24 protein-coding genes and 2 pseudogenes are annotated in these 26436 nt (G+C 62.1%); 16 read left to right on the plus strand and 10 right to left on the minus strand.

Features of this window, described 5'->3' with window-relative positions; translation table 11 throughout:
• Position 1 precedes the first annotated feature (1 nt).
• Genes A6E15_RS18055 through A6E15_RS18065 form a run of 3 tightly spaced genes read left to right on the plus strand, consistent with a single transcriptional unit; the run spans position 2 to position 1687 of the window.
• Positions 2 to 871 (plus strand): FAD:protein FMN transferase, encoded by an 870-nt coding sequence (locus tag A6E15_RS18055; protein WP_076148556.1) that lies wholly within the window; start codon positions 2 to 4, stop codon positions 869 to 871.
• A complete protein-coding gene (locus tag A6E15_RS18060; RefSeq protein ID WP_076148557.1) occupies positions 855 to 1142 on the plus strand; it encodes a thrombospondin type 3 repeat-containing protein in 288 nt (95 codons plus the stop codon). Before A6E15_RS18055 ends, A6E15_RS18060 begins: the two co-directional genes overlap by 17 nt.
• Positions 1142 to 1687 carry a hypothetical protein gene (locus tag A6E15_RS18065; protein ID WP_076148558.1) on the plus strand — a complete coding sequence of 182 codons (546 nt, stop codon included), beginning with the start codon at positions 1142 to 1144 and terminating at the stop codon, positions 1685 to 1687. Before A6E15_RS18060 ends, A6E15_RS18065 begins: the two co-directional genes overlap by 1 nt.
• Here A6E15_RS18065 and A6E15_RS18070 read toward each other — a convergent pair whose 3' ends face one another.
• Complete coding sequence (locus A6E15_RS18070; protein ID WP_076148559.1) at positions 1688 to 2227, minus strand: winged helix-turn-helix transcriptional regulator; 540 nt, start codon at positions 2225 to 2227, stop codon at positions 1688 to 1690.
• A 2-nt stretch (positions 2228 to 2229) separates the two neighbouring features.
• Complete coding sequence (locus A6E15_RS18075; RefSeq protein WP_076148560.1) at positions 2230 to 2559, minus strand: hypothetical protein; 330 nt, start codon at positions 2557 to 2559, stop codon at positions 2230 to 2232.
• 465 nt (positions 2560 to 3024) lie between these two features.
• On the opposite strand from A6E15_RS18075, the gene A6E15_RS18080 reads away from it, so the two are divergent.
• From A6E15_RS18080 to A6E15_RS18100, 5 genes are all read left to right on the plus strand, one after another.
• Positions 3025 to 5088, plus strand: coding sequence for a hydantoinase/oxoprolinase family protein (locus A6E15_RS18080; protein WP_076148561.1), 2064 nt, complete (start codon positions 3025 to 3027; stop codon positions 5086 to 5088).
• Entirely contained in the window at positions 5085 to 6950 is a 1866-nt protein-coding gene (locus A6E15_RS18085) for a hydantoinase B/oxoprolinase family protein (protein ID WP_076148562.1), read from the plus strand. The genes A6E15_RS18080 and A6E15_RS18085 overlap by 4 nt, the downstream gene beginning before the upstream one ends.
• A 24-nt stretch (positions 6951 to 6974) precedes the next feature.
• A complete protein-coding gene (locus A6E15_RS18090) occupies positions 6975 to 7616 on the plus strand; it encodes an isochorismatase family protein (RefSeq protein ID WP_076148563.1) in 642 nt (213 codons plus the stop codon).
• A gap of 186 nt (positions 7617 to 7802) precedes the next feature.
• Complete coding sequence (locus A6E15_RS18095) at positions 7803 to 10463, plus strand: PD-(D/E)XK nuclease family protein (protein ID WP_076148564.1); 2661 nt, start codon at positions 7803 to 7805, stop codon at positions 10461 to 10463.
• Positions 10460 to 13342: a UvrD-helicase domain-containing protein gene (locus tag A6E15_RS18100; protein ID WP_076148565.1), complete on the plus strand. Its 2883-nt coding sequence runs from the start codon at positions 10460 to 10462 to the stop codon at positions 13340 to 13342. The genes A6E15_RS18095 and A6E15_RS18100 overlap by 4 nt, the downstream gene beginning before the upstream one ends.
• An 85-nt stretch (positions 13343 to 13427) precedes the next feature.
• On the opposite strand, the gene A6E15_RS18105 is transcribed toward A6E15_RS18100, so the two are convergent.
• Positions 13428 to 14090 carry an SOUL family heme-binding protein gene (locus tag A6E15_RS18105; RefSeq protein ID WP_076148566.1) on the minus strand — a complete coding sequence of 221 codons (663 nt, stop codon included), beginning with the start codon at positions 14088 to 14090 and terminating at the stop codon, positions 13428 to 13430.
• A gap of 165 nt (positions 14091 to 14255) precedes the next feature.
• Here A6E15_RS18105 and A6E15_RS18110 point away from each other — a divergent pair, with 165 nt between their 5' ends.
• Positions 14256 to 15197: an ABC transporter ATP-binding protein gene (locus A6E15_RS18110; protein ID WP_076148567.1), complete on the plus strand. Its 942-nt coding sequence runs from the start codon at positions 14256 to 14258 to the stop codon at positions 15195 to 15197.
• A gap of 27 nt (positions 15198 to 15224) precedes the next feature.
• Here A6E15_RS18110 and A6E15_RS18115 read toward each other — a convergent pair whose 3' ends face one another.
• Entirely contained in the window at positions 15225 to 16397 is a 1173-nt protein-coding gene (locus A6E15_RS18115; RefSeq protein WP_076148568.1) for a COG1361 S-layer family protein, read from the minus strand.
• Between the two features lie 164 nt (positions 16398 to 16561).
• Between A6E15_RS18115 and A6E15_RS18120 the strand changes: the two genes are divergently transcribed.
• The 5 genes from A6E15_RS18120 to A6E15_RS18140 all read left to right on the plus strand — a co-directional run bounded on the left by A6E15_RS18120 (position 16562) and on the right by A6E15_RS18140 (position 20085).
• Positions 16562 to 17362, plus strand: coding sequence for an ABC transporter permease subunit (locus A6E15_RS18120; protein WP_076148569.1), 801 nt, complete (start codon positions 16562 to 16564; stop codon positions 17360 to 17362).
• Between the two features lie 154 nt (positions 17363 to 17516).
• Positions 17517 to 17705 (plus strand): hypothetical protein, encoded by a 189-nt coding sequence (locus tag A6E15_RS18125; protein WP_076148570.1) that lies wholly within the window; start codon positions 17517 to 17519, stop codon positions 17703 to 17705.
• A gap of 338 nt (positions 17706 to 18043) precedes the next feature.
• Positions 18044 to 18385, plus strand: coding sequence for a hypothetical protein (locus A6E15_RS18130; protein WP_076148571.1), 342 nt, complete (start codon positions 18044 to 18046; stop codon positions 18383 to 18385).
• Positions 18386 to 18466: 81 nt separating this feature from the next.
• Positions 18467 to 19768: a hypothetical protein gene (locus A6E15_RS18135; RefSeq protein WP_076148572.1), complete on the plus strand. Its 1302-nt coding sequence runs from the start codon at positions 18467 to 18469 to the stop codon at positions 19766 to 19768.
• Positions 19769 to 19782: 14 nt separating this feature from the next.
• On the plus strand, positions 19783 to 20085 hold the full coding sequence (locus A6E15_RS18140) for a hypothetical protein (RefSeq protein WP_139326639.1): 303 nt from the start codon (positions 19783 to 19785) through the stop codon (positions 20083 to 20085).
• Between the two features lie 87 nt (positions 20086 to 20172).
• On the opposite strand, the gene A6E15_RS18145 is transcribed toward A6E15_RS18140, so the two are convergent.
• Positions 20173 to 20697 carry an FAD-dependent monooxygenase gene (locus tag A6E15_RS18145; protein ID WP_245800613.1) on the minus strand — a complete coding sequence of 175 codons (525 nt, stop codon included), beginning with the start codon at positions 20695 to 20697 and terminating at the stop codon, positions 20173 to 20175.
• Between the two features lie 55 nt (positions 20698 to 20752).
• The gene (locus tag A6E15_RS18150; RefSeq protein ID WP_245800679.1) at positions 20753 to 21868 is read right to left on the minus strand and encodes an RNA-guided endonuclease InsQ/TnpB family protein; all 1116 of its coding nucleotides are present in this window, start codon (positions 21866 to 21868) and stop codon (positions 20753 to 20755) included.
• A 324-nt stretch (positions 21869 to 22192) separates the two neighbouring features.
• Between A6E15_RS18150 and A6E15_RS18155 the strand changes: the two are divergent.
• Positions 22193 to 22342, plus strand: a pseudogene (locus tag A6E15_RS18155) (helix-turn-helix domain-containing protein); the annotation flags it as partial.
• 69 nt (positions 22343 to 22411) lie between these two features.
• On the opposite strand, the gene A6E15_RS18160 reads toward A6E15_RS18155, so the two are convergent.
• Together A6E15_RS18160 and A6E15_RS18165 are read right to left on the minus strand one after the other, a co-directional pair.
• Positions 22412 to 23545: an NADH dehydrogenase subunit gene (locus tag A6E15_RS18160; RefSeq protein ID WP_338141491.1), complete on the minus strand. Its 1134-nt coding sequence runs from the start codon at positions 23543 to 23545 to the stop codon at positions 22412 to 22414.
• A gap of 258 nt (positions 23546 to 23803) precedes the next feature.
• Positions 23804 to 24121, minus strand: coding sequence for a hypothetical protein (locus tag A6E15_RS18165; RefSeq protein WP_245800614.1), 318 nt, complete (start codon positions 24119 to 24121; stop codon positions 23804 to 23806).
• A gap of 362 nt (positions 24122 to 24483) precedes the next feature.
• Between A6E15_RS18165 and A6E15_RS18170 the strand changes: the two genes are divergently transcribed.
• Entirely contained in the window at positions 24484 to 25140 is a 657-nt protein-coding gene (locus A6E15_RS18170; RefSeq protein ID WP_076148575.1) for a helix-turn-helix domain-containing protein, read from the plus strand.
• Positions 25141 to 25224: 84 nt separating this feature from the next.
• Here A6E15_RS18170 and A6E15_RS18175 read toward each other — a convergent pair.
• Both A6E15_RS18175 and A6E15_RS18180 read right to left on the minus strand, forming a co-directional pair.
• Positions 25225 to 25419: pseudogene (locus tag A6E15_RS18175) on the minus strand (ADP-ribosylglycohydrolase family protein); the annotation flags it as partial.
• A gap of 107 nt (positions 25420 to 25526) precedes the next feature.
• On the minus strand, positions 25527 to 26366 hold the full coding sequence (locus tag A6E15_RS18180; RefSeq protein ID WP_076148576.1) for a hypothetical protein: 840 nt from the start codon (positions 26364 to 26366) through the stop codon (positions 25527 to 25529).
• Between the last annotated feature and the right edge of the window lie 70 nt (positions 26367 to 26436).

The following is a 26436-nucleotide window of genomic DNA, read 5'->3' on the forward strand; positions in this document are numbered from 1 at the left end:
AATGAGTTTGGTGGACGCCGTCACTGCCGCACGCACGCGACTCGGTGACGCCAGACTCGAGTTCCGGTGCTGTGACACCGACTTCGTCGTTCGGACGGCGGGCTACCGTGCCGACGTCGCGGCCGAGCGCGCCCGGGAAACCGCGCTATCGCTCGAGGTCGAACTCGACGCGTTCGATCCGGAAAGCGCAGTCGCGCGTCTCAACCGGACCGGACGCGTCGAGAACAAACACGTCGCTCGTCTGGTTCGGCGGGGCCTCGAATACGGCGAGCGCACTCGCGGCGTCTTCGACATCCGGCAGGGGTCGGTCGAACACGGCCTGAAGGCGTACCTGCGCGGCGACCGAGCATCGATTGCGCCGGCGTTCGAAACCGGGTCGGTGCGCGTCGACGGCGACCGCGTCGTCACCGAGACGGAACTCGACTTGAACGGCCTCGCGAAGGGGTACATCGTCGACCGTGCGACCGCCGTCGCGGCGGGGCCGGGCCGACGCGGCTTCGTCAGCGGCGGTGGCGATATGTCGCCGCCGACCGGCCCGGTCGCCGTCGAGAGCCCCTACGGGGATTCGCGCCCGCTCAAAGTCCTCGAGACCGACTGGAACGTCGCCACCTCCGGGAACTATCGCCGGGAGCGCGACGGCGTCGACCACGTCTACGATCCGACGACGGAGCGACTCGGTGCGCGCCACGAGTCGGTCACCGTCGTCGCACGGCGCGATTGCATGGAGGCCGACGCACTCGCGACGACGCTTGCTGCACTGCCACTGTCGGACGCGCTGGAGCGCGCAGCGGCGTGGCCGGCCCTCGAGGCGTTCGTGGTTCACGACGGCGTCTTTCGGACGACGGAGGGATTCGATGCACACGTCGCATAGCGGGACGATCACCGTTGTCGCGGTCGTACTCCTCGTCGCCACGGTTCCAGTGCTGTGGGGGATCGCTGACGTTCGCGAGGCGCAGGCGGTCGACCGCGAGCAGGCGGACCTCGTCGACTCGACGGTGCCGACGAGACAGGCACCGAACGATTACGACGGCGACGGGATTCGTGACGACGCGGACCAGTGCCCGACGCGACCGGAGACGACGAACGGCTTTCAGGACGGCGACGGTTGTCCGGACGTCGTCGAGACGACGGGGGCCTCGTAATGGAGATTATCTGGCATCTCGACCGGAGCGCGGCACTCGTCGCCTATCCCGCGCTGTATCTGGCGGTCCTGACGGGGATTCTCTACACCGCGCGGTCGTTCGGCCCGCTCTACCGGCTCGCCCGCAAAATCCACATCGAAGTGTCGGTGTTCGCGATGCTCGTGACGCTCCTTCACGGCGTCCTCGGCGTCCTCGACACTTGGTTCATCGTCACCGGATCGGCACCCCAGCCTGCGTACTCGACGACGTACCTGCTCGCCGGCGTCGTGGTCGGCGTCGGAGCGCTGCAGGTACTCGCCGTCGCGGCGCTTGGCTTTCTCGATGCGGAGCGGTTCGACCGTCCCTGGGGTCCGCGAATCGTCCACGCGTTCGCTTACGGTGGCTTCGCGTTCGCGACCGTCCACGCCGCGGCCGTCGGAACCGACGTCGCGGGGCTGATCCGACCAGTCTTCGGCCCGGCAATCTTGTTCCTCACCTCCGTCCTGCTGTTGCGCCTGCTGGCGGCACGGAAGTGGCTGTCGACGCCCGCGACAACGAAGCAGTAGCTAGTAGCTGTCCCACAGGTCGAACAGCCGATCGACGACTCGGTCGGTGAACGTCCGCCGGTGGATCGTGTAGAGATACTGCACGCGCTCCGGATCCCGCAGTTCGTATTCGACGCTGCGACCCTGCCGCTCCTTGGTCACGAGATCCGCGTCCTCGAGTTTCGAGAGGTGCCACGACACCGTCGACGGCGCCCGCTCGAGGCGATCGCTCAGGTCGGCGGTCGACAGCGCCCCGTCGACGGCGAGGTGGGCGACGATCCGGCGGGCGTACTCGCGTCGCAGTGCGTTCATGACGGCCTGATCGGTCTCGTCGAACTCCTCTGCCGGGTAATACCGGGTGTATTTCCCGTCGTCTGACTTCTCGAGCAACCCGTGGGTTTCCAGCCAGCGGAGGTGGTACTGCAGTGTTCCCTGCGCGTACTCGAGAGCCTCGAGGAGAGCCCGAAAGTGGATCCCGGGATTGTCACGGACGTGCTGGTAGATTCTCCGCCGCGATCGCAGTTCCAGCGCCGGGTCCGCGTCGGGATCGGAGTCCGTCATTGTCAATCCCAGCTCAGTGCGACGAAGAACGCGAGCAATCCGATCAGGATGAGTCCCGCGGAGCCGTGTTCTAACAACTCGACGGTCCGCACGGAGAAATACGGCAGGAGGTAGTACTCGAGGAAGACGACGAACCCGTAGACCGCGAACATGAGATAGCCAACGGCGACGACGGCCATGCGACGGTCGCGTTCCCGTCGCCACGCCAGCGCGCTGAGCAGTGCGAGCGCCGCGCCGAGAACGAAGATCCCGAAACTGATCGTCTGCTCGAGTTGCTGGGCCAGCGTCAGTGCAACGAACATCGTGACGAATCCCGAAATGAGCCCTGCCATTCAATACGATTCGGCAGAGGTGTCGGGAAAGCAAAAGGATTGTCGTCCAATCGTCGAATTGGACAGTTGGATCGGTCCCGGCGTCGGGTCGGGGGTCGGTTTGCTGTGGCGGCCGTCCTGTGGTGGATCGTATACGGAACGGTTTCGTGACGGTAACAAACTGGTGCGACAGAACGAGATTCCGTTGCCGTTCAGGCCAGATCCGAGAGGTCTCCCCTGCCGTAGCGACTTCCTCACCGTCGTTCCACGATGTGGGTCGCGACGTTCGAAACGTCGCCGATAGACCGCGTTCGAGGAGGGTTTGATTCGTTCGGGTCGCTCGGAGGGAAGCCGAGACCGACGGCGACGGAACGAGGGGCGACGGAGGTCCGACCGAACTGCGAGCGACCGGTACATAAATCACCATCACTGGTTGGGAGAACGCTTACTCGAACTGCTCCGGTCATGGTATTCGTACGATACCATATGGCACACAACCTAGGAGTGGACGTGGGTGGGACGTTCACTGACGTCATCGTCTTCGACGAGGACACCCACGAACTCACGACCGACAAGGTACTCTCGACGCCGTCGAACCCGTCGGAGGGGGTCATCGTGGGGGTCGAAGAGGCCGTCGAAAAGGCCGGAACGACCGTCGGCGACCTGAACCTGCTGTTCCACGGGACGACGGTCGTGACGAACATGCTACTCGAGGAGACGGGGTCTCGAGTGGGACTGCTTACCAGCGAGGGCCACGAGGACGTCCTGCACTTGGCACGTGCGTGGACGCCGGGTCCGCTCTACGGCTGGATGGACATGGAGAAACCGGCACCGCTGGCGGACCTCGTCGACACGCGCAGCGTCGGCGGGCGGATCGGTTCGCCGGAGGGGGACGAACAGGAGCCGATCGACGAGGCGGAGGTCCGAGCGGCGGTCCGGGAACTCGCCGATTCGGGCGTCGAGTCGCTGACCGTCGCCCTCCTGAACTCGTATCTGAACCCGGCCCACGAGCGACAGGTTCGAGACATCATTCGGGACGAGTGTCCCGACCTGCCGGTATCGATCTCCGCGGAGATCGTCCCGGAGTACGGCGAGTACGAGCGGACGCTGACGACGGTCATCAACGACTACGCCCGGCCGCAGGTAATCGACTACCTCGAGGACCTCGACGACTCGCTCGAGGTGGCCGGGTCGTCGGCGACGATGAACGTCGTCCGCTCCGACGGGGGGCTGATGAGTTCCGAGGCCGCGAAACACCGGCCGGTCGAACTCGCCCTGTCAGGGCCGTCGGGCGGCGTCGTCGGCGCGGCGACCATCGCCGAAAAGAAGGGCGTTCCCGACGTCCTCACTCTGGACATGGGCGGGACCTCGACTGACGTCTCCCTGGTCGAGGACGGCAAGCCCGAGACGACGCGGCAGACGAAGGTCGGCTACCGTGAGTTCAAGTCTCGGGCCGTGGACGTCAACACGGTCGGCGCGGGCGGGGGCTCCATCGCCCGCGTCCAGCTGTCGGGATCGCTTCAGGTCGGGCCCGAGAGCGCCGGTGCGGATCCGGGACCGGCCTGTTACGGACAGGGCGGCGAGGAGCCGACCGTGACCGACGCGAACGTCGTTCTCGGTCGGATTCCGTCGAACGTCCAGCTCGGCGGGACGATGGACCTCGACCGCGACGCGGCCCGGGACGCGATTCGAACGGTCGCGGACGAACGCGACAGCTCCGTCGAGGAGGCCGCACAGGCGATCCTCGACATCGTCAACGAGAACATGTACAGCGCGCTCCGCGTCGTCTCCGTCGAGCGCGGCTACGACCCGCGGGACTTCGGACTCGTCGCCTTCGGCGGTGCCGGCCCGATGCACGCCAACGCGCTGGCGGACGTGATGGACGCCTACCCGCTGATCGTCCCGCCGGGTCCGGGAGTCATGAGCGCCTTCGGCTTCCTGACCAGTGACGTCCAGAACGAGTTCTCCGAAACGTACCTGAAGACGGACCAAGACGTCGACGGTGCGGCGGTGTACGACGCGTATCAGGAACTGAAGCAGGAGGCCACCGACTGGCTCGTCTCCGAGGGCGTCGGCGAGGAGAACCACGCCTTCGAGTACTACGCCGACTGCCGGTACTACCGGCAAGACGTTCAGATGTCGATCCCGATCGACGTTTCGAACCTCCGGACCGACGAGGGCATCGCGGAGATCAAAGACGACTTCGAGACGCGCCACGAGCAGCGCTTCGGCTTCTCGCTCGACGCGCCGCTCGAGATCGCGAACCTCCGTGTCATCGGCAAAGGCACGATCCAGGGCGTCACGCTCGAGGAACGCGAGATCGGCGGCGAGGACCCGAGCGGGGCCGAGGTCGGTACGCAGGAGGTCTTCTTCGACGACGATTACCACGAGACGCCGATCTACGACCGGACGCAGTTGCGTCCCGGCAACGCTATCGCCGGCCCGGCGATCGTCACCGACGACGACTCGACGGTCGTCGTCCAGCCGGATCACACGGCGACGGTCGATCGGTACGCGAACCTCGAGATAACGCGAGGCGATTCACGATGAGCCAGCACGCAGCCGACGCCACCCCCGATTTCGTCGGCGATCACGACATCGACGCGACGACCCTCGACATCATCGAGAACACGCTCTCGAACACGCGCCACGAAATGGACCGCGTCCTCGAGACGACGGCGATCAGTCCGGTCATCAGGGAACAGTCCGATCAGTTCCCGCTGATCGCCGACCCGCAGGGACGGATGGTCATGGGACAGTTCGGCAGCGCCATCGACACGATCATCGAGAACGCCCCCTTCGGCTGGGACGAACTGAACGAGGGCGACGTCATCGCGACCAACGACCCGTACATGTGTGCCGGTGCGGTCTCACACACGCCGGACATGTTGTTGCTCCGGCCGATCTTCTACGAGGGCGACCTCGTCGGCTTCGGCAGCCAGTGGGGCAACCTGATGGACGTCGGGGGGAAGACTCCCGGCAGCATGCCCGTTCAGGCGGCGACCATCTTCGAAGAGGGGATGCGACTCCCGCCAGTCAAACTCTACAAGGGCGGCGAGTTCGACAGCGAACTCCTCGAGACGTTCGCGCACAACACGCGGCTTCCCGAGCACGCCGAGGCGGACATCAAGGCGCTCGCGGCCGGTACGGCCGTCGCCGAATCCCGCGTACAGGAACTCTGTGAACGGTTCGGGAAGGAGACCTACCTCGAGGGCTGTGACGCCATTCTCGACCGCACTCGCGACGGGATGATCGATCTCATCCGCGAGTTCGTGCCCGAAGGCGAACGCTACACCTTCGAGGACTACGTCGACGACGACGGGATGGGCAACGGGCCGATCAAACTCCACCTCGAGATCTACCGCGAGGGCGATACCGTCTACCTCGATTGGGAGGGGACCGACGACCAGGTTCCCGGAACGGTGAACTTCCTCCTGAACGAGAAGATGTTCAAGATGTTCACCGGTGTCTTTCTCATCATGGCGTTCGACCCGCTGCTGACGTTCAACGACGGGTACTACGATCTCTTCGAGGTCAACCTGCCCGAGGGGACCGTCGTTCAGCCGGAGTTCCCGGCCGCCCTGGGTAACCGGTTGCCCCTGATGGCCCGTCAGTTCGACGTCCTGCAGGCGACGTTCTCGAAGCTCATCGACGACTTCAGCGTCGCCGGCAGCTACGGAACCTCGCCGAATCTGGTCTACGCCGGCACCGACTCCGAGGGGAACGACTTCCAGATGCTCGAGATCCTCTACGGCGGCATCCCCGCTCGACCGGGCGGTGACGGCCTCGACGGTCACTCCTGGTGGCCGCTGTTCCGGACCGTCCCCGCCGAGTATCAGGAGGCCTACTACCCGCTCACGATCGACGAGTACAGCACGCGAACCGATACCGGCGGTGCCGGCCGGTACCGCGGCGGCCACGGAATAACGAAGGTCTACACCTTCGAGGAGGACGGCGCGATCACGTTTCAGGACGACCGGGCACACACCTATCCGTGGGGCGTCGACGGCGGGAAACACGCCCAGACCAGCGAGAAGAAGCTCGTCCGAACGGACGGCACCGAGGAGGAACTCCCCTCCAAGGTCGAGAACGTCGCCGTCTCGACCGGCGACAAGCTCGTCTTCCGGACCGCCGGCGGCGGCGGTCTCGGTGACCCCCTCGAGCGCGACCCGGAACTCGTCGCCGAAGAGGTCCGGCAGGGGCTCGTCTCGCCCGGCGACGCCCGCGAGGAGTACGGCGTCGTCCTCCAAGACGGAACCGTCGACGAGGCTGCGACCGACGAAGCTCGCGAGGACCGCCGCGAGACCCGCGGCGAGCCCGCGGAGTTCGATTACGGGCCGCTCCCGGACGACGAGGACCTCGCCGACCGGATCGCCGACGAGCGCCGCGAGTTCGAGGACCGACACGACTGAGAAACGCACGTCTATCATACCGCTATGAACTGGCTCGACGACACGGAGGACCGCTACGACGACCTGGAGTTCGGCGAGAGCGTCGGCATGGGGGACCGGCCGGCGCTGCTCGTCATCGACCTCATCAACGCCTTCACCGATCCGAGTTCGAACCTCGGGGCCGACGTCGACGACGTCCTCGAGCAGACAGGACGGCTGCTCGAGGCGTTCCGGGAGCGCGACCTGCCCCGATACTTCACCACCGTCGCGTTCGAGGAGTCGTACGGCGACGCGGGGATGTTCGTCGAGAAGGTCCCCGCACTCAAGGAACTCCGTCTCGGTACTGACCGCGTCGAGGTGGACGAGCGTATCGAACCGATCGACGACGAACGGGTCATCCTGAAGAAGTACGCAAGCGCCTTCTTCGGGACCGATCTCCAGTCGGAACTGACGACTAACCGCGTCGATACCCTCGTACTCGCCGGCGTTACGACCAGCGGCTGCGTCCGCGCGACGGCGGTTGACAGCCTCCAGCACGGCTATCGAACGATCGTTCCGGCAGACGCCGTGGGCGACAGAGCGGACGGCCCCCACAGGGCGAATCTCCTCGACATCGACGCGAAATACGGCGACGTCGTACCGACCGAGACCGTTCTCGAGGAGATTCCGACCTCGTCCGAGAAGTAAGAGCGGACGGACGCGCGACGAGGTGCGAACGGGAGACGGCACCGAGCGTAGTGGGATCGGGTACTACCCGTCACGCTGACCGGAACCCCCTGTCGCGTTCCTATCGCACCACACGACGGATGTAATCACGGTCTACCGCAGGGGATATACAAGTTTATTGTCCGATGACGCAAGACGATATGCATCGTGTCACTTAAACGGTCGAAACCGATCGATCGACTGTATCGCGAGGTCGCCGATTCCGACCTCGTGATCGTTCCCGACTCGCCGCTGGCGGACGCCCTCAACCGACGCCTCGAGCGGCCCCATTTCGGTCCCTTCGCGATCACGCCCCGGCGGCTCGCGACGGCGCGTCGCGAGACCGCGGAGGACCGGACCGCGTTCCTCGAGGTGATCGGCGAGACCGACCTCGGGTGGAAGGAAGTCGCGTACGCCGTCGGCAACGTTCTCCAGTGTTGGGAGTACCGGGGACGCGCCGACGCGATCCTCGAGTACGACGCGTTCGATACGCACGCGACCAGAACCGTCGTCGACGTCGTCGACTCGCTGCAGACGTCCTCGCGGCTGCTCGCGGACTACGAGATCGACGTCGGTGCGGACGGGTCGGTCGCGGTCGTCGGCGAGTCCCAACTGACGAACCTCGAGCGGTCGATCCTCCCCGACGAGTACGAGTCGATCGATCGGTTCACCGAGGACGCGTTCGCTCTCCCGCCGTTTCGGCTCTTCGAGTCGCCGGCGGCGATCGTCGACGCGATCCTCGATACCGTCACGCGGGACAACGCGGACGAGATCGGTATCGTCCTCGACGCGAGCAGCGCGTATTCCCCGCTCGTCGAATCGGCGCTCGAGACGGCGGAGATTCCGTACTACGGCGGCCCCGACTTCATGGACGATCGGGATCACCGCGCGTTCGTGCAGTTGCTGCGCCGCGTGACGGCCGGCTCCGATACCCGCGTTCGCGCCGTCAGGGCATTGCTTTCCTGTCTCGATGCAACGGTATCCGTCGAACACGACGAGAAGCGACTCGTCGACGTCGACGACCCCGAGGTCGAGTGGCTTCGCGAGTTCATCGGGCGAGCGGACGCGCTCACCTTCGAAGCGGCGTTGCACGCGTACGAGGAGCGGACGGAACGGACGCTGGAGGCGTTCCGCGACGAACTCGAGCGACTCGGCCTGCTCGCGGAACCGATCACGGCGGACGCGATCGATCGACTCATCTTCTACCTCGAGACCTACGAGGTGCCGATCGACCGGGACGACGAGGGGGTCCTGCTGGCGGACGCGAAGTCCGCCTCGTTCGTCGATCGGCCGGTCGTCTTCTATCTGGGACTCGACGAGGACTGGACCCGCGACTCGCCGAACCGGCCGTGGGTCGACCGCGACGAGGAGTACGGACGAAACGTCGACGGCTTCCAGTCGCTCCTCCAGAGCGGCGTCGAACGCCACTACCTCGTGCAGGACGCGGCCGGCGGCGCGCCCGTTACGCCGTGTCTGTACTTCGACGAACTGCTCGAGACCGAGTTCGACCGGTTCAGCGATCTCGAGTCGGTCCGTCATGCCCGGACGGCCCGACCGACCGGTGGCGGCTTCGACCGGGAGCCGCTGGCGACGGCCGTCGAATCCGAACGCCTCGAGACGATCAGTCAGTCGAGCCTGAACGCCTACGCGAACTCGCCGCGGGACTACGCGTTCGGTCGGCTCGTGGATTCGCCTGACAGGAACCGCTTCGTCGAGGGAACCCTCTTTCACGACTTCGCCGAAGTCGTCGCCACCCATCCCGGGTTCGTCGACGACGCGCGTCTCGAGGACGTCGTCGACCTCGTGATCGAGGAAACGCGGCCGTTTCATCGGTCGATCGACCTCGAGACACAGCGGACGCGGTATCGGATCGGTCTCGAGACGATCCGCGAGTACCTCGAGGGACACGCGCCGATCGAGACGGCGTTTCTGACGCCCTCGAGCGGCCGGGGAACGAATGCCGTCGCGGACTACTTCGATCGCCCCGTCGACTCGCCGGCGACCGAGCGGTGGTTCGACGACGAGTCGCTTCGGCTCAAGGGCAAGATCGACCTCGTCCGGTCGCCGACGCAGCTGGTCGATTTCAAGAGCGGGAGCCGAACGTCAGCGTCGCAGGTGACGGAACGCGCCTCGATCGAGGAGCCGAGCGACAGGCCGAACTTCCAGGCCGTGTGCTATCTCGCGTACTGGCGACGGCAACGGCCCGACGAGCGCCTCGAGTTTACGTTCTTTCACTTCCTCGAGACGCTCGACGACGTCGTCACCGGCGACGCGTCTCTCGAGGACTGCCTGACGACGGTGACGTACCGTCCCGTCGCGTTCGACGAGTTCGTCCAGTCCCGGACGGTCTTCGACGAGCTCCGAAACGATGCCGCCAACAAGTGCAACAAAACGTTCTCGAAGACCGACTACGAGACGTATCTGTCCGTCTTCGACACCCGCGACGTTCCGAGGACGCGGGACGCCGACGAGCTGGCCGACTCGCCGTTCGGCGAAGCGCTCCGCGAGCGCCTGCTCGACGCCGTCGGCGACTACAAGTACGTCAGGAAGGGCTGTACGCAAGCGTTCAGACACCTCTGTCGCTATCGGAAATCGGGGTACTTCGTCGAAGACCTCGACGCGTTCGAGCGCTTCGTCGACGAGCAACTCGAGGCGGTGAACCGCTATCGCCGCGGCGAGGACCGCTTCCCGGTCGACGGCCGCGCCGGCGAACCGAACTACCGCTACGTGGACAACCGCGAGATGCTGCTTACCGACCCCCGATCCGCTCGAGACGACACACGAACTCCGACGGGTGCCGGAGACGAGGGCGCGGAGGTGGGTCGGTGACGACACCGACCGAAGAGCGATCGGCGGGCGAGACGCCGTCGCCCAACGAGCGGCAGCGTGAACTCATCGAGGGAACTGACGGATTGTATCTCGTCGACGCCGGCGCCGGAACGGGCAAGACGTTCACGGTGACCCGGCGCTACGCGAACGTCGTCGCCCAGCCCGATGTCGAACCCGACGACGTCCTCCTGATCACGTTCACACGGAACGCGGCGACGGAGATGAAAGACCGGATCGTCGCCGAGTGCGACTACGACATGCGGGCGCTCAACGACGCGCCGATTCAGACGTTCCACAGCCTGTGTCACGACATTCTCGATCAACACGGCTTCCACGCGCCCACCTATCTCGGGATCGACGACGCGATCACCGGCTCGACGCGGATCCTCGAGAACGAGGCCATCGAGGAGGAGTACTTTCGGGAGTTCGTCGATCGGTTCGGCGACGACCGCGACGAGTACGCCGACCTCCTCCGGCCCCTCTCCGATCCGACGGACCTGCTCGAACTACTCAACACCCTCGCGTCGAAGGGGATCTTTCCGACCGCGGACGGCTGGTATCGCGACGGTCGGGAGGCGCTCGAGGGCGACTTCGAGGCGTTCAAAGCGGCGTTCGACGAGGCGAACCGGCCGCGAAACGGCGGCAGCAAGCAGTCGACGCTCCGATCGCGGCTCGGTCGCTACGGCCGGAACAAGTGTTACCTGCCGGATGCACCCGATCGGAGCGACCTCCGCGGCGAGTACGGCTCGAAGGCCGTCCCCGAGGGCGTCGCCGAACGGGTCTTCGACGAAGACCGCGACGGCCTCATCGAGTTCGTCCACGACGTCTACTTCGAGTATCTCGAGTTCGCGCTCGGGCGGAACTACCTGAACTTCTCGTTCCTCCAGCTGTTCGCGTTCGTCCTGTGCCGTGAGGACGACGACCTCCGCGAGGACCTCGCGTTCGAGTACGCGATGATCGACGAGTTCCAGGACTCGAGCGAGATCCAGTTCAAACTCGCCTTACTGTTGTCGGGAACTGACAACGTCTGCGTCGTCGGCGACTGGAAACAGAGCATCTACTCGTTCCAGTACGCGGCGATCGAGAACATCACCGAGTTCGAGTCACGGCTGAAGCGGTTCGCCGACGACCTGAACGACGGCACCGAGCGGGTCTCGTTCCCGCTCGAGCCCGTGACGACGATCGAACTCGACCGGAACTATCGCTCGACGCAGTCGATCCTGGACTTCTCCGAACGCGCGCTCGTGACGCCGGGTACCAGTACCGAATCGGTCGACCGGGAATCGGTCCTCGAGGACGTCGTCTCGCTGACCGCGAACACCGACCGCCATCACTCGCGGATCGAGGCCGTCCAGCACGCCGACGAACACGAGGCGATCCTCACGAAGATCCAGGAAATCGTCGGTAACGACGAGTACGCGGTCGACGCCGACGGCGAGTTGCGGCCGCCGACGTACGGCGATATCGCCGTTCTCACCCGAACCCGTGACTTCGGCCGTGAGCTGCTCTCGACGGCCGAGGCGTACGAGTTCCCGATGGCCTACGAGGGCGGGATCGAACTCTTCCGAACCGATCAGGCGAAGCTGCTGTTGGCGTGGCTGCGTATCCTCGAGGACGATGCGGACGCCGACCGGGGCTGGGCGGTCGTCCTCGAGCGGGCCGGCTACACGCTCGACGAGATCGAGTCCGTCCTCGATCGTGACGCCTCTCCCGACGAGATGGCGGCGTTTCGCGCTAAACTGGCCGCTCTCGAGACCCACGCGGCGGTCGCTCGCAGCGTGTTCGATCGGTACGGCTACGACGGGGCGACGGCGGACATCGTCCTCACGACGATCCAGTCGGTTCACAGCGCGACGACGACGACGACGCGTGGCGACCTGATTCGCCACATCGAACGCGGGATCGAGGATGGCGCCACCGAGGACGTGCGGGCCGCCGCCGGCGACGATTCGGTCACCGTCCAGACGATCCACTCGGTCAAGGGCCTCGAGTATCCGATCGTGATCCTCGGGAACATGAACAGCGGGACGTTCCCGCCCGATGGCGGCACCGAGGGCACGATCGCGTACTCCGAGACGACGGGGCTCCGCCAGCGGAAGTGTTACGCCGACGCCCACGGTGTCCCCCACGTCTACGACAACTGGCGAACCGACGTCCTCCGCAAGTGCCGACCGACCGACCACGACGAGGAACGGCGGCTCCTCTACGTGGCGATGACGCGGGCGGAAGATCACCTCCTGTTCGCCGGGGGCGACGAACCGAACACCTTCCTCGAGGAGTTGCCGGTCGAGGTCGCCTCGGTCGAGCCGGCCGTTTCGGCGGTCGACGTCGACGAGGAGCGTCACACGCGACTCGAGGCCGACGTTCCCGATCCGGCGGGGCCGGAGGGGTACTCGCCGCACTCGCTGATGGACGACAGCGTCTTCGAGGACGGTCCGAGTGGGAGAGGAACGGAGTTCGGCTCGCGGGTTCACGCGTTCGCCGAAGACTACGCACACGACAAGGACGTGACGCCCGCCAGTGCCGACGAAGAACACGTGGAAGCGTTCCTCGACGGGCTCTCGGGCGAACTGCGCGTCGAGGAGCGGGCGTACCTCCCGCTCGCGGTCGACGGCGAACGGGTCACGCTCTCCGGCGTTATCGACCTGGTTCACGTAACCGACGACGCCGTCGAGATCGTCGACTTCAAAACGGATCGCAGTCGGCACGCCGAATCCGAGTATCGAATCCAGCTCAGCGTCTACTACCACGTTCTCCGAGAGTGGTTCAGTGATCGTCCCGTCGCTGCGTCGCTCTTCTATACGGACGCGGACGCTCGAGTCCCGATCGACCCGCTGTCGAAAGCGAAACTCGTTGCGATAGCTGAGAGACGATCGTAACAGACAACGGGCGATCCACCCCCTTCCAAGCGGGGTGAAGCCGGTCGGTTACGTCACGAGCGAGGATGCTTCGGTCGACGGCGAACTACTCCTGTGGTACCGTCTGGCTGTGATCGCTGTGGAGGTTTTCCGGGACGTCCGCGACAGGGACTTCGATCTCGTTGGTTCGCATAAACGGCGGCGTCCACGGATCGTTGTACTGGAGTAACGCCGACTCGCCGTCCATCTCGAGATCGCGTCGCGTGAGGTCCTCGCGGAGCCGCTCCCGTTCCCGACGGACGCGCTCGTCCGTCGCGTACCACGAGAACCGGCGAACTGCGACCGTCCGCGGCGGTTCGACGACGAGTCGAACGTCGGCATCGGTCGGCGTCGGCGCGGTTTCGAACGTGTACGTCTGCGGAAGGTAGAACGCCATCGTCACGTCGCCACCGTCGGACCCCGTTCGCACGGGCGCGGTCATCGGGATCGAGGTCCCGCGGACCGTCACCGGCGCGGTCATCGCCACCTCCTCGCTGCGCGCGTTCGCGCCCGAGATGTAGCGAAAGAGGCGTCCGAACGCCGTCCGCGCGTCCCTCGCCGTCGTTTCGGCGAGAACCGTCCTGGGATAGCGACGGATCTCAACGCCGTCGAAGCGGCCCAGCGTCTCCGACGGGACGCGTTCGGTCGTTCGATCGACGTACACGCCCCACCCGATCCACAAGACGAGCAGGCCGCCGATACCGAGTAGTGCCTTTCGTGCCGATTGCATAGGGCCCGTACACCGTCCCGGTCAATAGTCCCACGGGGTCGCTTCGAGGGATTTCACATCGGTCGTCGATCGCGCAGACTGCCTCGAAGTGACGCCGTGTACCCGACGCGGGGCGACGACGGTTCGCCTGCTACGTATAAGTCACGAGACGTCGTCGCTCATTGCGTGGGCAGCGACAGTCCGGACCCGATCGAACTCGATTCCCTGACGAAATACTACGGCGACGTTCGGGGCGTCGAATCCCTCTCGTTCACCGTCGAGCGCGGGGAGAGCTTCGGCTTTCTCGGTCCGAACGGCGCGGGTAAGTCGACGGCGATCCGCGTCCTCCTCGGCCTGTTGAAGCCCACTGAGGGCACGGCGTCGTTGATGGGGCGCGACGTTACGGACCGAAACGAACTGCGCGATGCGAAACGACACCTCGGCTACCTCCCGAGCGACGTCGCCTTTTACGATCGCGTGACGGGTGCGGACGTCCTCGACCACTTCGGTCGGCTGCGTGGCGACGTACGACGCGAGGAACTCCTCGAGCGCTTTCCCGTTCCCCTCGATCGGAACGTGAAGGCCTACTCGAGCGGCAACAGGCAAAAGCTCGCCATCGTCGCGGCGTTCATGCACGAACCCGACCTGGCGATCATGGACGAGCCGACGGCCGGACTGGATCCGCTCGTTCAGAACGAGTTCTACGAACTGCTCGCGGAGCGGCGGGACGCGGGCCGGACGAGCTTCTTCTCCTCGCACATTCTGAGCGAGGTCCGTCGCGTCTGCGATCGCGTCGGCATCATCAGGAACGGTCGCTTGATCGAACTCGACACGGTCGAGAACATCCTCGCGGAAGGCGGGACGATCGCGACCGTTCGATTGGCCGAGGAGCCGCCGGCGGCGGCGCTCGAGTTCGAGGGAGTCGCACGCGTCGACCGACGGGACGGCGAGTACAGGCTCGTTCTCGCACGAGAGTTCGACGCCTTGATCGATCGGTTGCACGAGTACACCGTCCTCGAGATGGAGGTCCGTGAGGCGTCCATCGAGGACGTGTTCATGCACTTTTACGGAGGCGGTGACGAAGGGGGAGCCGATTTCGAAGCGACCGAGGGCGATACCGAACCGTGATTCGACCACGCGCGATGGACCCACCTCTCAGCGCCTGCGGACCCACCAGATCGCCGCGAGTACGAACACGAGCGCGACGGCAGCGAACGGCCCAGCGGCGTCGACGTCGGTGTCCTCGTCGTCGACGATCGTGACGGGGACCGGAACCGGTTCCGCACTCGTGCGGCCGTCGGTGTCAGTGTCGTGCGAAAGCGTGATCGTGACGCTGGTGGTCGTCTCGACCGCGTCCGGCGACGATTCGAGAGCGAACCGCGCCGTTTTCGAGTCGCCCGGCTCGAGCGTTCCGACGTACGCCGTCGGCGAGTCGCTCGACAGCGGTGGCTGGGCCTCGACCGTGGCGACGACGCCGGTTACTGTCGCCTCGCCCTCGTTCGCGATTCGAACCTCGTAGGTCCCCGTGCTATCGACGGGGATTCCGTCGTCGACGGGAGTCACATCGAACGACCGGGACTCGGTGACCGCGATCCCGAGTAGCGTCGGACCGCCGGTTCGAACGGTTTTGTCCTCCTCGTCGTCGTTCAGTTCGTCGGCGTCGTCGCGGTCGGCCCCGTCGGCAGCGGACTCGGCGTCGACGCGGTACTGAACGCTGGCAAACAGCGGATACGTCCCCGGATCGACCCGTGCGGCCGCGACCTCGACGTCGACGGTCTCGGTGTCACCGGACCCGAGTTCGGCGATAGCGATCGACCGGGTCGTCTGCGGCGCGGTTGACGGGCCGAACGTCACGGCACCGTCCGCTGTCCGCACCGTCACGACGACATCAGTCGCCTGTCGGTCGCCGTCGTTGGTTACCTCGAGCGCGATCGGCGTCGCATCGCCGGCTCGAACTGACTGGTTCTCTGCGACGGCAACGGTGACGTTTCCGTCAGGACCCTGTACGAGCTGCGGGTCCGTCGCTGGCGGCGCGGCTGCCGGCGGTGCGGACGTGTCGTTCTCGGCGAACGATTGCGCCGCGGTCCCGTTTTCGGCCGCCGTGTCGGTCGGCCGTTCGCTCTCGTTTTCCATCGGTCCGGCGACCGGGCCGGTCGTGTTCGTGTCGTCCTGTGGAAACACGTCCCGTTTCGGTGTGGCCGCTTCGGAGGTGAACGTCGCCGTAGCTGCGACGAGTCCGGTCGCCAGCAGTCCGGCGAGCAAGAGAGAACACGCCGCGATGGCCGTTTGTCGCCGCTGTCGACTCGGTGACCCCTCCCGGCCCTCCATGTCGCTTCGAGACGGACGAACGGCGATAAATCACGTCGCCCGTTCCACGTCCGAACCGTCGGTTACCGAACTGTTCCCGTGACAACTGGTCGTTACCTCGAACGGACGCAGTGTAGTTATAAGGCGACGTCTCCCGTCGGAAACCGGCGACGGTTCGATATCCGATGCTCGAGATCACTTCGTTCGAAGCCGGTCGTCGACTTCGGGGCACCCTGTTGCTCGCCGGTGCGATGGTTGCGCTGATCGCCCTCACCGTCGCACTCTTTCCGTCGATTCGGGACAGCGGTGCCGATCTCGACGCGTATCTCGAGTCGCTGCCGCCCGAAGCGACGCGCGCGTTCGTCGGGAACGTGACGACGCTGACCACGATCGAAGGCTACCTCGTTTCCCAGCTCTACCAGTTCGGGTGGGTGTTGCTGCTCGCGGTCTACTACGCGTACGCCGCGGCCTCGACGGTCGCGGGGGAGGTCGAACGCGGAACGGTAGGACTGACGCTGTCGGTACCGGTGACGCGGACGCGGGTGGTAGTCGGCAAGTTCCTGTCGCTCGTCCCGGGCGTCGTCCTCGTGAACGCGACCACGTTCATCGCGGTCGTTCTCGGCGTCGAATTCGTCGGCGAATCGATCGACGTCGGCCGCCTGTTTGCCGTCCACGCGTATTCGATCGTCTATCTGCTCGCCTGCGCCGGCGTCGGGCTCGTAGCCTCCGTCGCGTTCGATTCCGTGCGACGCGCACAGACCGTCGGTGCCGGGTCGGTCTTCGGTCTGTTCTTGCTCGATACGTTCACGTTCGATACCGACTACGAGTGGCTGGGGGACGTCGCGTTCTCCAGGCACTTCGATCCCGGTGCGATTCTCGTCGACGGCGACCTCTCGTGGTCCGATCTCTCCGTCCTCCTGGTCGCCGTCGTCGTCCTCGTCGTCGTCAGCGGCGAGTACTTCGAACGGCGCGACCTCACCGGGTGACTCGCGGCGTCCGAGAAAGGTATTGTGATCCGACTCGAGAAGGTCAGGCGTGGCGACCTCCTCGACCGAGGCGACGCGTGGAAGATTCACGGAGACCGCACTATCGCTCGTGGGAGAAAAGCGCTATTTGTGATAGTGCGTGGCAGAGCGGTGTATGGAACCGCAGGCAGAGCGCTGGTGTCACGTGTTGGTCGGCGTGTCATTGCTTCTCCTGACAGTCGGTATCGGATACGATTTCGTTTTCGGAACGAAGTTAGCGGACTTCCTGGTGATAATCGCCGGACTCTTCGTCGGGTGGGTGGCGTTTCTCTACTGCTTGGGGAACGCTTCGTTCTGGGAATAGTCCGCCCAACCATCAGGGAACACCCCCAAATAACGATTTTGGGCGTAGAACCCGTCTACCTGTCGGTGTGTACCGGTTCACAAGAGGTAGCGAATACATCACTTGAACGCCCGGGTTCGATGGGTGCCGTCAAACACAGCCTGCTGATGGGTGAGTTAGGGGCTCCGGCATTTCGAGTCAACAATCCGATACAATTCGTTCCTGTGGCTCAGAATTACCCCAGTATTCAGAAACACATCAGATATAGCACATAGTCTATATTCACGACATTACTCTGAATGAGATTATTTCCTAGCAAGGATTTATCCCGCACCAAGCTAACAATCTCATATGAACGAATGTCCAAAACCTCACAATTCGAGTTTCAGGACGCTATTCGCCCGGATAACGAGCGAGTAGACGAAGAGTACACAGCGCCAATAGAGTACGAGAACCATCCGAACGAAGAATCCTATGGGCCCATCCAGTTACGCGGGATCGAAGTTGAGTACTCAACTGCAGTCGAGTCTGTCGAAACGTTACACAGCAAGAAGCACTTAGCTGACCAACTCCATCAGCGGAACCGATCCAAGTGGGCTGACCTCGATCATCCTAACGATGGGTCAACGCTTTACAGCGTAGCCGTGCTTGAGGTCGCGGAGACGGCTCTTGCTGAAGAAAACCTCGAACTTCTCCCGTGATCAATACTCAACCGACAGTTCAAGGTCGCATTTCTTGAAAAATGTCAGTTTGTGTCGAATCAAAGTCAGTACTACAGGCATTTGCAAAATAGTCCTGCGGTCTGTGAAGCGCTTGGGTATGATACACCACAGGCCCTTCCGAGTTACAGCACCGTCAGCAATCTTCACTCGGAGATTCCGCCGGAAGTCTTCGACGAGGAGCAGGAGTTCGAAGCAGCGTTCGAGAACGCGGCTGTGCGCGCGGCGTACGCAGCGTATCGAAACGGTCTCGTTCCTCCGGAATCAGTTCGAGAAGCGTACGGGCTGAACGCGTTAATCCCGACATTCTCGGAGAAGACGCTTACGCGGGCTGATGAGCGTGAAGCACTCCGTAACTGGGTTCGATTATTGAAGCGAGAGACACTTGATCCGCTAACGTTCGGACGGGACGACCCACAGTTCACCGTGTTTGATTTCATCAGCTTGCTTGCGGCCTCGGCACGTGACGGCGCTGGTCTGGAAACTGCAGCCGACGTCGCCTTGTGGGATTACGATTACGAACAAGTCCCGAAGGGAACTGCCCTCCCGAAATACATCGCAAACGAGTTGCCCAATCCGACGTGGTTCGATTCGTACACCGATACTGCTGTGCCGACTGTCGATGAACAGTTCGCCGCGGTCCATCAGCAGACGCTGAGCTTGGCAAACGACATGGGGTTCTTTACCGATCCGGTTCCGATTGCATCAGATATTCTTGAAATCGAGTGGATTGGTGGTGAGGCACCGACCATTAGCCGGTACGGGAAACGGATGAACGATGTTACGGAAGAGTGGACGTTCTCGATCGTCAGTATCATCAACAACGAGAATCGGTTCACCCTGGGAGTCAGGTTCCTCGAAGAGAAGTCCGAGTACCAAAGTAGTGTGAGAGACATTCTGTCAGGACCAACTCAACTCTTGGACGTCGAGATGATGCTAGCAGATGCAGGGATGGTTCCCGGGGAACTCCTTGGCGTTGCCCGGTGCGCCGCTGATGGGGACTGGATAATTAGCGCACCTGATAGACCCCCAGTCAAGACGTTGAAAGGACTTACTCCGGAAGGATACGTCGGGTACACTGAGGGGGTGAAGGCAGGGGTAGTCCCGAAACCGAATTTGGTGGTGTATCCGAAAGAGGCGACAAACCCGGAAGTAGTTGAGGTTACCGCTACCGAGATCGAAAACCCGGAGATCGATGAGGAGACGATCAAGACTTACCAAAACCCCGAGGAAGCGGAGTTGCAGACACGCACCCTGAATGACTGGGAGCGGGATTCTGACGCGGACGATTCCTCAGGTTCCTCACTCACGAGCGCGTTTCCTCTCCCGTCATTCCGGGGAAAATCTCGAATCCTGCAGCAATGAAGGGCGTTGGGGTAATGGACACGCACGTTGCGTTTTTGACGGGGCGGGCACTACCAGCTCGGTCAGCAGACGGGGTTCGTGCCGATTACTTCCAGCGATGGGCGATTGAGGAGTCGATCAACCAGATTTCGAACGACTTTATGCCCGTATTAGGCGGGTCCAACCCGAAGATTCGTCGGTACGGCATCAACATCGCTGTACTCTTCCAGAACTGGCACACCATGATCAATCGGGCTCGGTCGCCAGAACTCGGGTATCGGCTGGACGGAACCCACACGGAACTACTCAAAGCGATTCAGGATGTGGCCTTCTCTTGACGTTCTCACCACCCTGAAGCGGCATGACGAGACGCGTTGCATCTCGTTGCACCCGAAAACGCGAAGCGTTTTCCAGGACGAGGATTCTCACATTGGGATATTGTAGTTTATGACGTGACTTGTTCTCGAGGCTCGAGTTCGCCAGTTCCAGGTTGTGATAGCTCGAAAGACGGTGGTGTTGAGGGACCGTAACTCGATGTCAGGGGTAATCGCGTCGCGGACATTCGAGTTGATACCATCCGCACCGACGAGAATATCAGGCTGGATCCGTGTCCCGTCTTCGAATTGGGCGACCGGTGACTTCGTGTCCTCAACCGCTGCACAGACCTTGCCTGTCTTGATTGGGGAGTCAAGTTCGTCAAGAAGTATTTGTTGAAGATCACCGCGGTGGATGGCGACGTAGCCGTAGTCGAAGTGCGTTCGTTCGACATCGTCGAGATCAAATCGCTTCAGAGTGCGGCCACTCGCCGAGAGGATCCGAGTGTCGTCGAGTGAGACTCCAACTGATAAAATTCGGTCTGCGATACCAAGGCGTTCGAACACCAGTAACGCGTTCGTCTGGAGGAGAATACCGGCACCGACTGGGCGGTATTCGGACGCTGCTTCGTACACTGTCGGCGAGAACCCTCGTCGTTCAAGCGCGAGCGCGGTCGTCAGGTACCCACCCCTAAAGGGGTTGGCTTGTCAGTGGACTCCCGCTCTGGCCACGAGACGTGGCAGACGTAAACTCGCCATTCGCGTTCAACATCCCTGACTTCAGGGCCACCCGACAGTTGGCCCGTCCAGCACCAGACTTGAGCCAGTACTGGACAAGACGCCACCCGATATTCCGAGCGGCGTTGTAATCCGCGTGCAGTTGCTTCCCGCACTTCAGGCACTCGAACTCGTCACCATCACGGTTGTCTTCATGGGTGAACCCACATTTGCCGTGACTACATCGCTGACTCGTGTATGCTGGTTGTACTGTATCAACTAGAATGCCGTCTTCTTCGGCTTTGTACTCGGTGTACTCCAGTATCGTGCGGAATGCCCACTGCTGGAATTTCAAGGCGTTCGAGATACGCTTACGGATGTTCTCCAAGTTCTCGAACGCGGTTGCAGGACAGTCGTGGCGGCGAGATTCCCGCACGATGGCTTTCGAGACACGGTGCAGGTAGTCTTCGCTCCATCGGGCGAACGTGTCCCCGAGACTCTGGATGGTGAGGTGTGCCGAGCGAGTGCCTGTTTGTTGGAGGCGGCCCCTCCGCCGTTCGTACTCGTCGCGTTTGTGGTTGAGGTAGTCGGCGTTGCCGAGGAATGCACCTGTACTGGTGACGGCGAGGTAGCCGTCTACGTTGAGGTCAACGCCGAGAACCGCTCCGTTCTCGACTGTTGACGCATCCGTCGCAGGCTCTTTCTCTACGGCGATGTGAAGGTAGTACTCGCCGTCACGCTTGTGAAGTGTGGCTTCTTTGCGTTCCCACTCGTTACACTCCCAATACTCCTCGAACGGTGTTCCTTCGCTGTCCTCTGGCGTGATGTATTCGGCTCGGATGCGGCCATCGACAGTGGCGATCGTGCAGTGGTCGTCGTTGTACGTGATGGTACGCGTGCCGTACACGACGACTGTGCCACGGAACGTGGGTTCACTTGCGTTGCCGCCGTCGAAGAGACGGTTCTGGCAGTTTGAGAGCGGGTCAGCAGCGAGACTCCGAGCTGATTGGACGTGGTCCGAGTGGAGGCCGGTGTTTTCGCGTACGTCGTCGTAGGTGGCAGCGTTGAGGTCTTGCTTGTCGGTGACGATTTCAGTCGGGTCGTTGGCCCATCCGTAGTCCGCTACGTATTGTGCAGCGTAGCGGAACTACTCGAACGTCTCGTCAAGGACGGTTTGAGCGTCCTTTGGCACGTTGAGCTTGACTTGGATGTTCCGAACGACTGCCACACCCCATATATATATATATATATATATATATATATATATATATATATATTATTACTTGAATATGGAGGCCGTGTTGGGAGTCGCCCTTGCTCTCGTCGGCGGATTGTGGGCTGGAGTGTACGCGCTTCTTCCCACGGCTAAAGCCGTGGGTTTCCGCGCTGCATCTGTATGAAGAGCGACAGACGGGCGGTCACGGTCGGATACTACGAAATACCCCGAGATGGAACTATCGCGGATATCGCAGCCGTTCTGGACTGCTCTCAGGGTACGGCGGGTGAACTAGTGCGGAAGGCAGAAGCAGCCGTGATTCACGACTACATGGGGACGGAGAGATAGCACGATACTGGACCGATCGTCCGTTCGGGTTCGCACCGTCATCCGGAAACAGCGAGCAACCGGAGAGGGCTACCTGAGACGGGCCGCTCCGGAAGCGGCTTCGACAGCGATCTCGATGCGCGTCTCGGCGACGGCAGTCACTTCGCCGTCGACGGAAGCGTGGTGGGGAATGCCGATCCCCTTCGACGGCGACGTCGCAACGGCCGTACCGGCCTCAACGCGATCACCGGGTTCGACAGCGGGTATCCCGGGACTGACTGTCCCTTCGAAGTCCGGATTCGTGAGAAGTGGGATGCGAACAATGTCCGGTTCGATCGTCGCCGTCGGTTCGGTCTCCATCGGTCCGGCCGTCCAGTCACGCGATTCGAGAACGTCAATCCGGCCGTCGCCGAGCGTGTTGTCCGCGACAGTCGATTCGTCCAGCACCAACAGCCCGTTCGTTGACTTATCGACCACGAACTCGTCCGGCGGCGTCTCAGTCTCGAAGCACCAGCCGGGGCCGCCCGAGACGAGTACTGCGTCCGACGGAAGCTCGTCCGGCGGGCGACCTGCGGCCGACAGGAGCGCACTCGCAGACGTCCCGATCGGAACCTTGAGGAATCGATGCTTCGGGACAGCCCCGTCAACGTGGACGTATGTGTGCGTAACCGGGGTCCCGTCAGTCAACGCCCGGTAGATGTTAGCCATCGTTTCGGTGTTCTGGACGAGCCAGCCGTGATCGGTCGGGAGGTCGCTGCCAACCACGGTGTCGGCGACGACGTTAAGAAGGACGCTTTCCATCCCGTACTGGTATTGAGCGTCCGTGTATGCGAACACGACACCGGATTCGCTCTCGATGTCAAGCGGCAGATCATCCGGCGGAACCACCGTCCCGTTGGTCTCGGCTTCCAGTTCGGTCATGTATTCGTCCCGGTCCGTCCACTTGGCGCTGACCACCACGGCTTCGAACGTGTCCTCGAGTAAGGCGTCGAAGAGCGCCGCGAACTCAGTCGCACGTGACTTCCCGAGCCACTTGTCAACGAAGAAGTTCGGTTCGCTTTCCTGGTGATTCACCAGCAAATAGTCCGTCGAAGCCACCTGCTCCCACTTCGCGTAGGACGGGAACCCGGCGCCGCCCGCACCCGCGATACCGGCGTTTCGAATGCGTTCGACACCGTCGCCTCGCATTGACGGCCAGTCAGACAACCGGTCGGGCTGAAGCACCTCTTGTGTCATGACGATCAGTACTACACGTCGATCGTGAGTACGAATTCTGCCGCATTAGAGAGGCTATTTTTATACCGTTCGTTGAGATACTGTGACAACATCGCAAACAGAGACAACGGACACTGTATTTCGCGCGAGCAGACTCACCATATCCCGTCAGCTACTGCCTCCACCACTCACGCGCTGCAAACCTCATGGCTCTCGGCAACTGAGCAGCATGTCTCTCCGACCGTGGGCGTGGACGCCATCCTCGTTTCAGGTTGCCTGTGGTGACCACACGTTCACTCGGCAAACCATTCGCAGCACGTCCAACACAATCACAGCGCCAGCTAGAATACCGAGATACGAGGGAAGGGGCATCACAGACACCAGGATGCCGAACACCAAGGCAGCAATGCCGACGCGAAGAACGGTGTTTCCTACCGCGTCCTGCACTACATCGTCTGGAACGGTCGAAGTCTCGTCGTAGCCCGCGATGAGGCCCGTCCACCCGCGAAATTTGATCAGTCCTCCCGCGACTATCAGGAGGCCATCGACTGCGAGCCACTCCAACGCATCGGCGGACAATTCCATCATCATTCATCACCCCGGTCGAAGAGCATCTCGACGATGGTGATTGTGTCGACGAGTCCGGTACTACTGTCCTGACCCAGAGACCCGCCGCGTAGCGACGCAGCCAGACGGTCCTCCAGACCTGGTCAGCCCAGCGTACGACCGCAGAGGCGTGTTCGTGCGATTCACGGCCGCGGTAGTGTCGTCAGGAAGGGCACTGACTTCCGTGTCCATGAGCAGGTCGGCGGTTGAGTGGTGTTGCTGTTGCATCGTCCACAGGCAGACAGTTTCCGGTATCGTTCAGTAGGCGCTCTGCCTCACCCATGGTGGAGTTTAAATACAATAGCCGTAGCTGTTTAACTACGCACACTCTAGGCTAGTGTATGCGATATCTCACGGTCCTAGTCAAACCAAAGGGAGAGGGCGCTTTCCATCCACTTGGGGAGAAACTGACAGATGAACCTTCCATCAAGCGAAGGGCCATTCATCGTGTCGAACTTCTTGGCGATGATACCGTGTTGCTATTTGCTGAAGCAAGCGGTAGCCAAGAACGGTACAAGCAAATTATGGAGACATCTCCTGCCGTTCTCGAATATCTTACCGCCGGAGAAGATCAATGGATGGCTGTCAGTCAGTTTGAACCGACAGAAGAGGTCCGCCGAGCACTAGAACTCCAGCGAGAATCACTCTTGGTAGTTGATACACCTATCCGTTTCACTTCCGAGGATTACCTGAAGATAACGTACCTAGGGACTGATGAGACATTCAGAAAACTGTCTAAATATGTTGAAGAGAGGGAATCGATAACGTTTGATATTCTCGACATGGGTGATTTTGAGACTGGCGAATCATCGTTTAACAGGCTGATCACCCCTCGGCAAGAAGAAGTGCTTGAAGCAGCAGTTGAGCTAGGATATTATAGTGAGCCTCGCCAAGCATCACTTGAGGACATTGGCGCAGTTGTCGGAATCTCTCCTGGAACGGTTGGTGAGCACCTTCGAAAAGTCGAAGCACGCGTGTTTAGCGAAATCGTTCACTGAGTGGCCTTAAATATCCCTGTCGGAGAGCAGCAACCGATCCGCGATGTCAGCCGGATCGAACCCGTGTTGCTCAACTAGACTTCACGCGAGACACAGTGCCTGCTCAGTATCGTCGGTAATCGTTCCCGCCGGCTGACTCCATGTCCCGTACCCGACCATCTCGTTGAGTTCTCCGTACTCCGCGGTGATTCCCGACGCTAATTCGAACTCGACCGGTCGTCCGAGCGCATCCCCACACGCAAGCCCGAGCAGAACATCGCGGGCATCATTCGAATCCATACCTCACCCAACGAATACGTTCAAGAAAAATGTAATGTCGCGGTCACTTGCTAGCTTCGTATCCGTCCAGAGATTCTCCAGAACGGCACGTCTGTCCGTGAATGCAGCTATTCGTCTTGGAACATTCCTACGTTAAATTCAGTTTCCCACCGCGGGCGTTCTGGCCCCGGCATCTCATCAGCACGATCGCGCAGTTCAGCCATCGTCGTCCAAGAATGACACTGGCTCATCGCCTCAAACCGTTTGAAGAAGTTCAGGTGGACCCAGCTATATTCGGCGGGCGACTCATCAATATCGCTTTGACGCTCTTTGATGAGGTCGGTGAGTTCTCTCTCGGTGATCTCAATGCCTTCCTCTTGTGCTACTGTGAGCAGTGATGCAATTTCCTCTTTCTTCTTCTCGGCGACTCGCTGCTTACTCTCAATATGATCAAAGTCAGCATAGTATACCGCCAGAGCAGCTTGGATGATATCTTCTCGTGTCTCTAGGCTATCGCGGGTGAGACCAGTATAGTCGCGTGGGAACGCGACTGTCTTATTTACGAAGAGTGCTCTGACAACACCGAGTTCCGGGCTCTCACCACCGCTTTCCTTCTCATAGACGCCAGCGATGTAATCTGCCGCCTCACTGAGGAGGTTGATCTTGATATCGAATTCGGGGACAACCGCGGTATCCAAGTCGATCGTATCCCCGAGAACGATTGATTCCGCGTTCGTTGGCATGTTGAGGCAGTTCGCGAACTCCCGCAGACGTCGTCCGTACGCGTCGCGGTAGCTGCCAAGAATCAGGTAGCTACTATCGACTTGCTCGAACCGGGGAAGCTCTTCGTTCATATACCGGACGACTTCGTGATAGTCCCCCTGCGGTGGAGAGCTAATACCTTCGAAAATACGGTTGACAGCCCGGTAAATGGCGTGTGAATTGCGTGGAATCCGTGGGCCGCTCATGTTCCTGGCTACAGAAGTATGTGGCTTAAACGTTCATACACAAGTTGGGATAATCGATATTATCCCAACT

The sequence above is a fragment of the Natrinema saccharevitans genome, from assembly GCF_001953745.1.
Taxonomy (GTDB): domain Archaea; phylum Halobacteriota; class Halobacteria; order Halobacteriales; family Natrialbaceae; genus Natrinema; species Natrinema saccharevitans.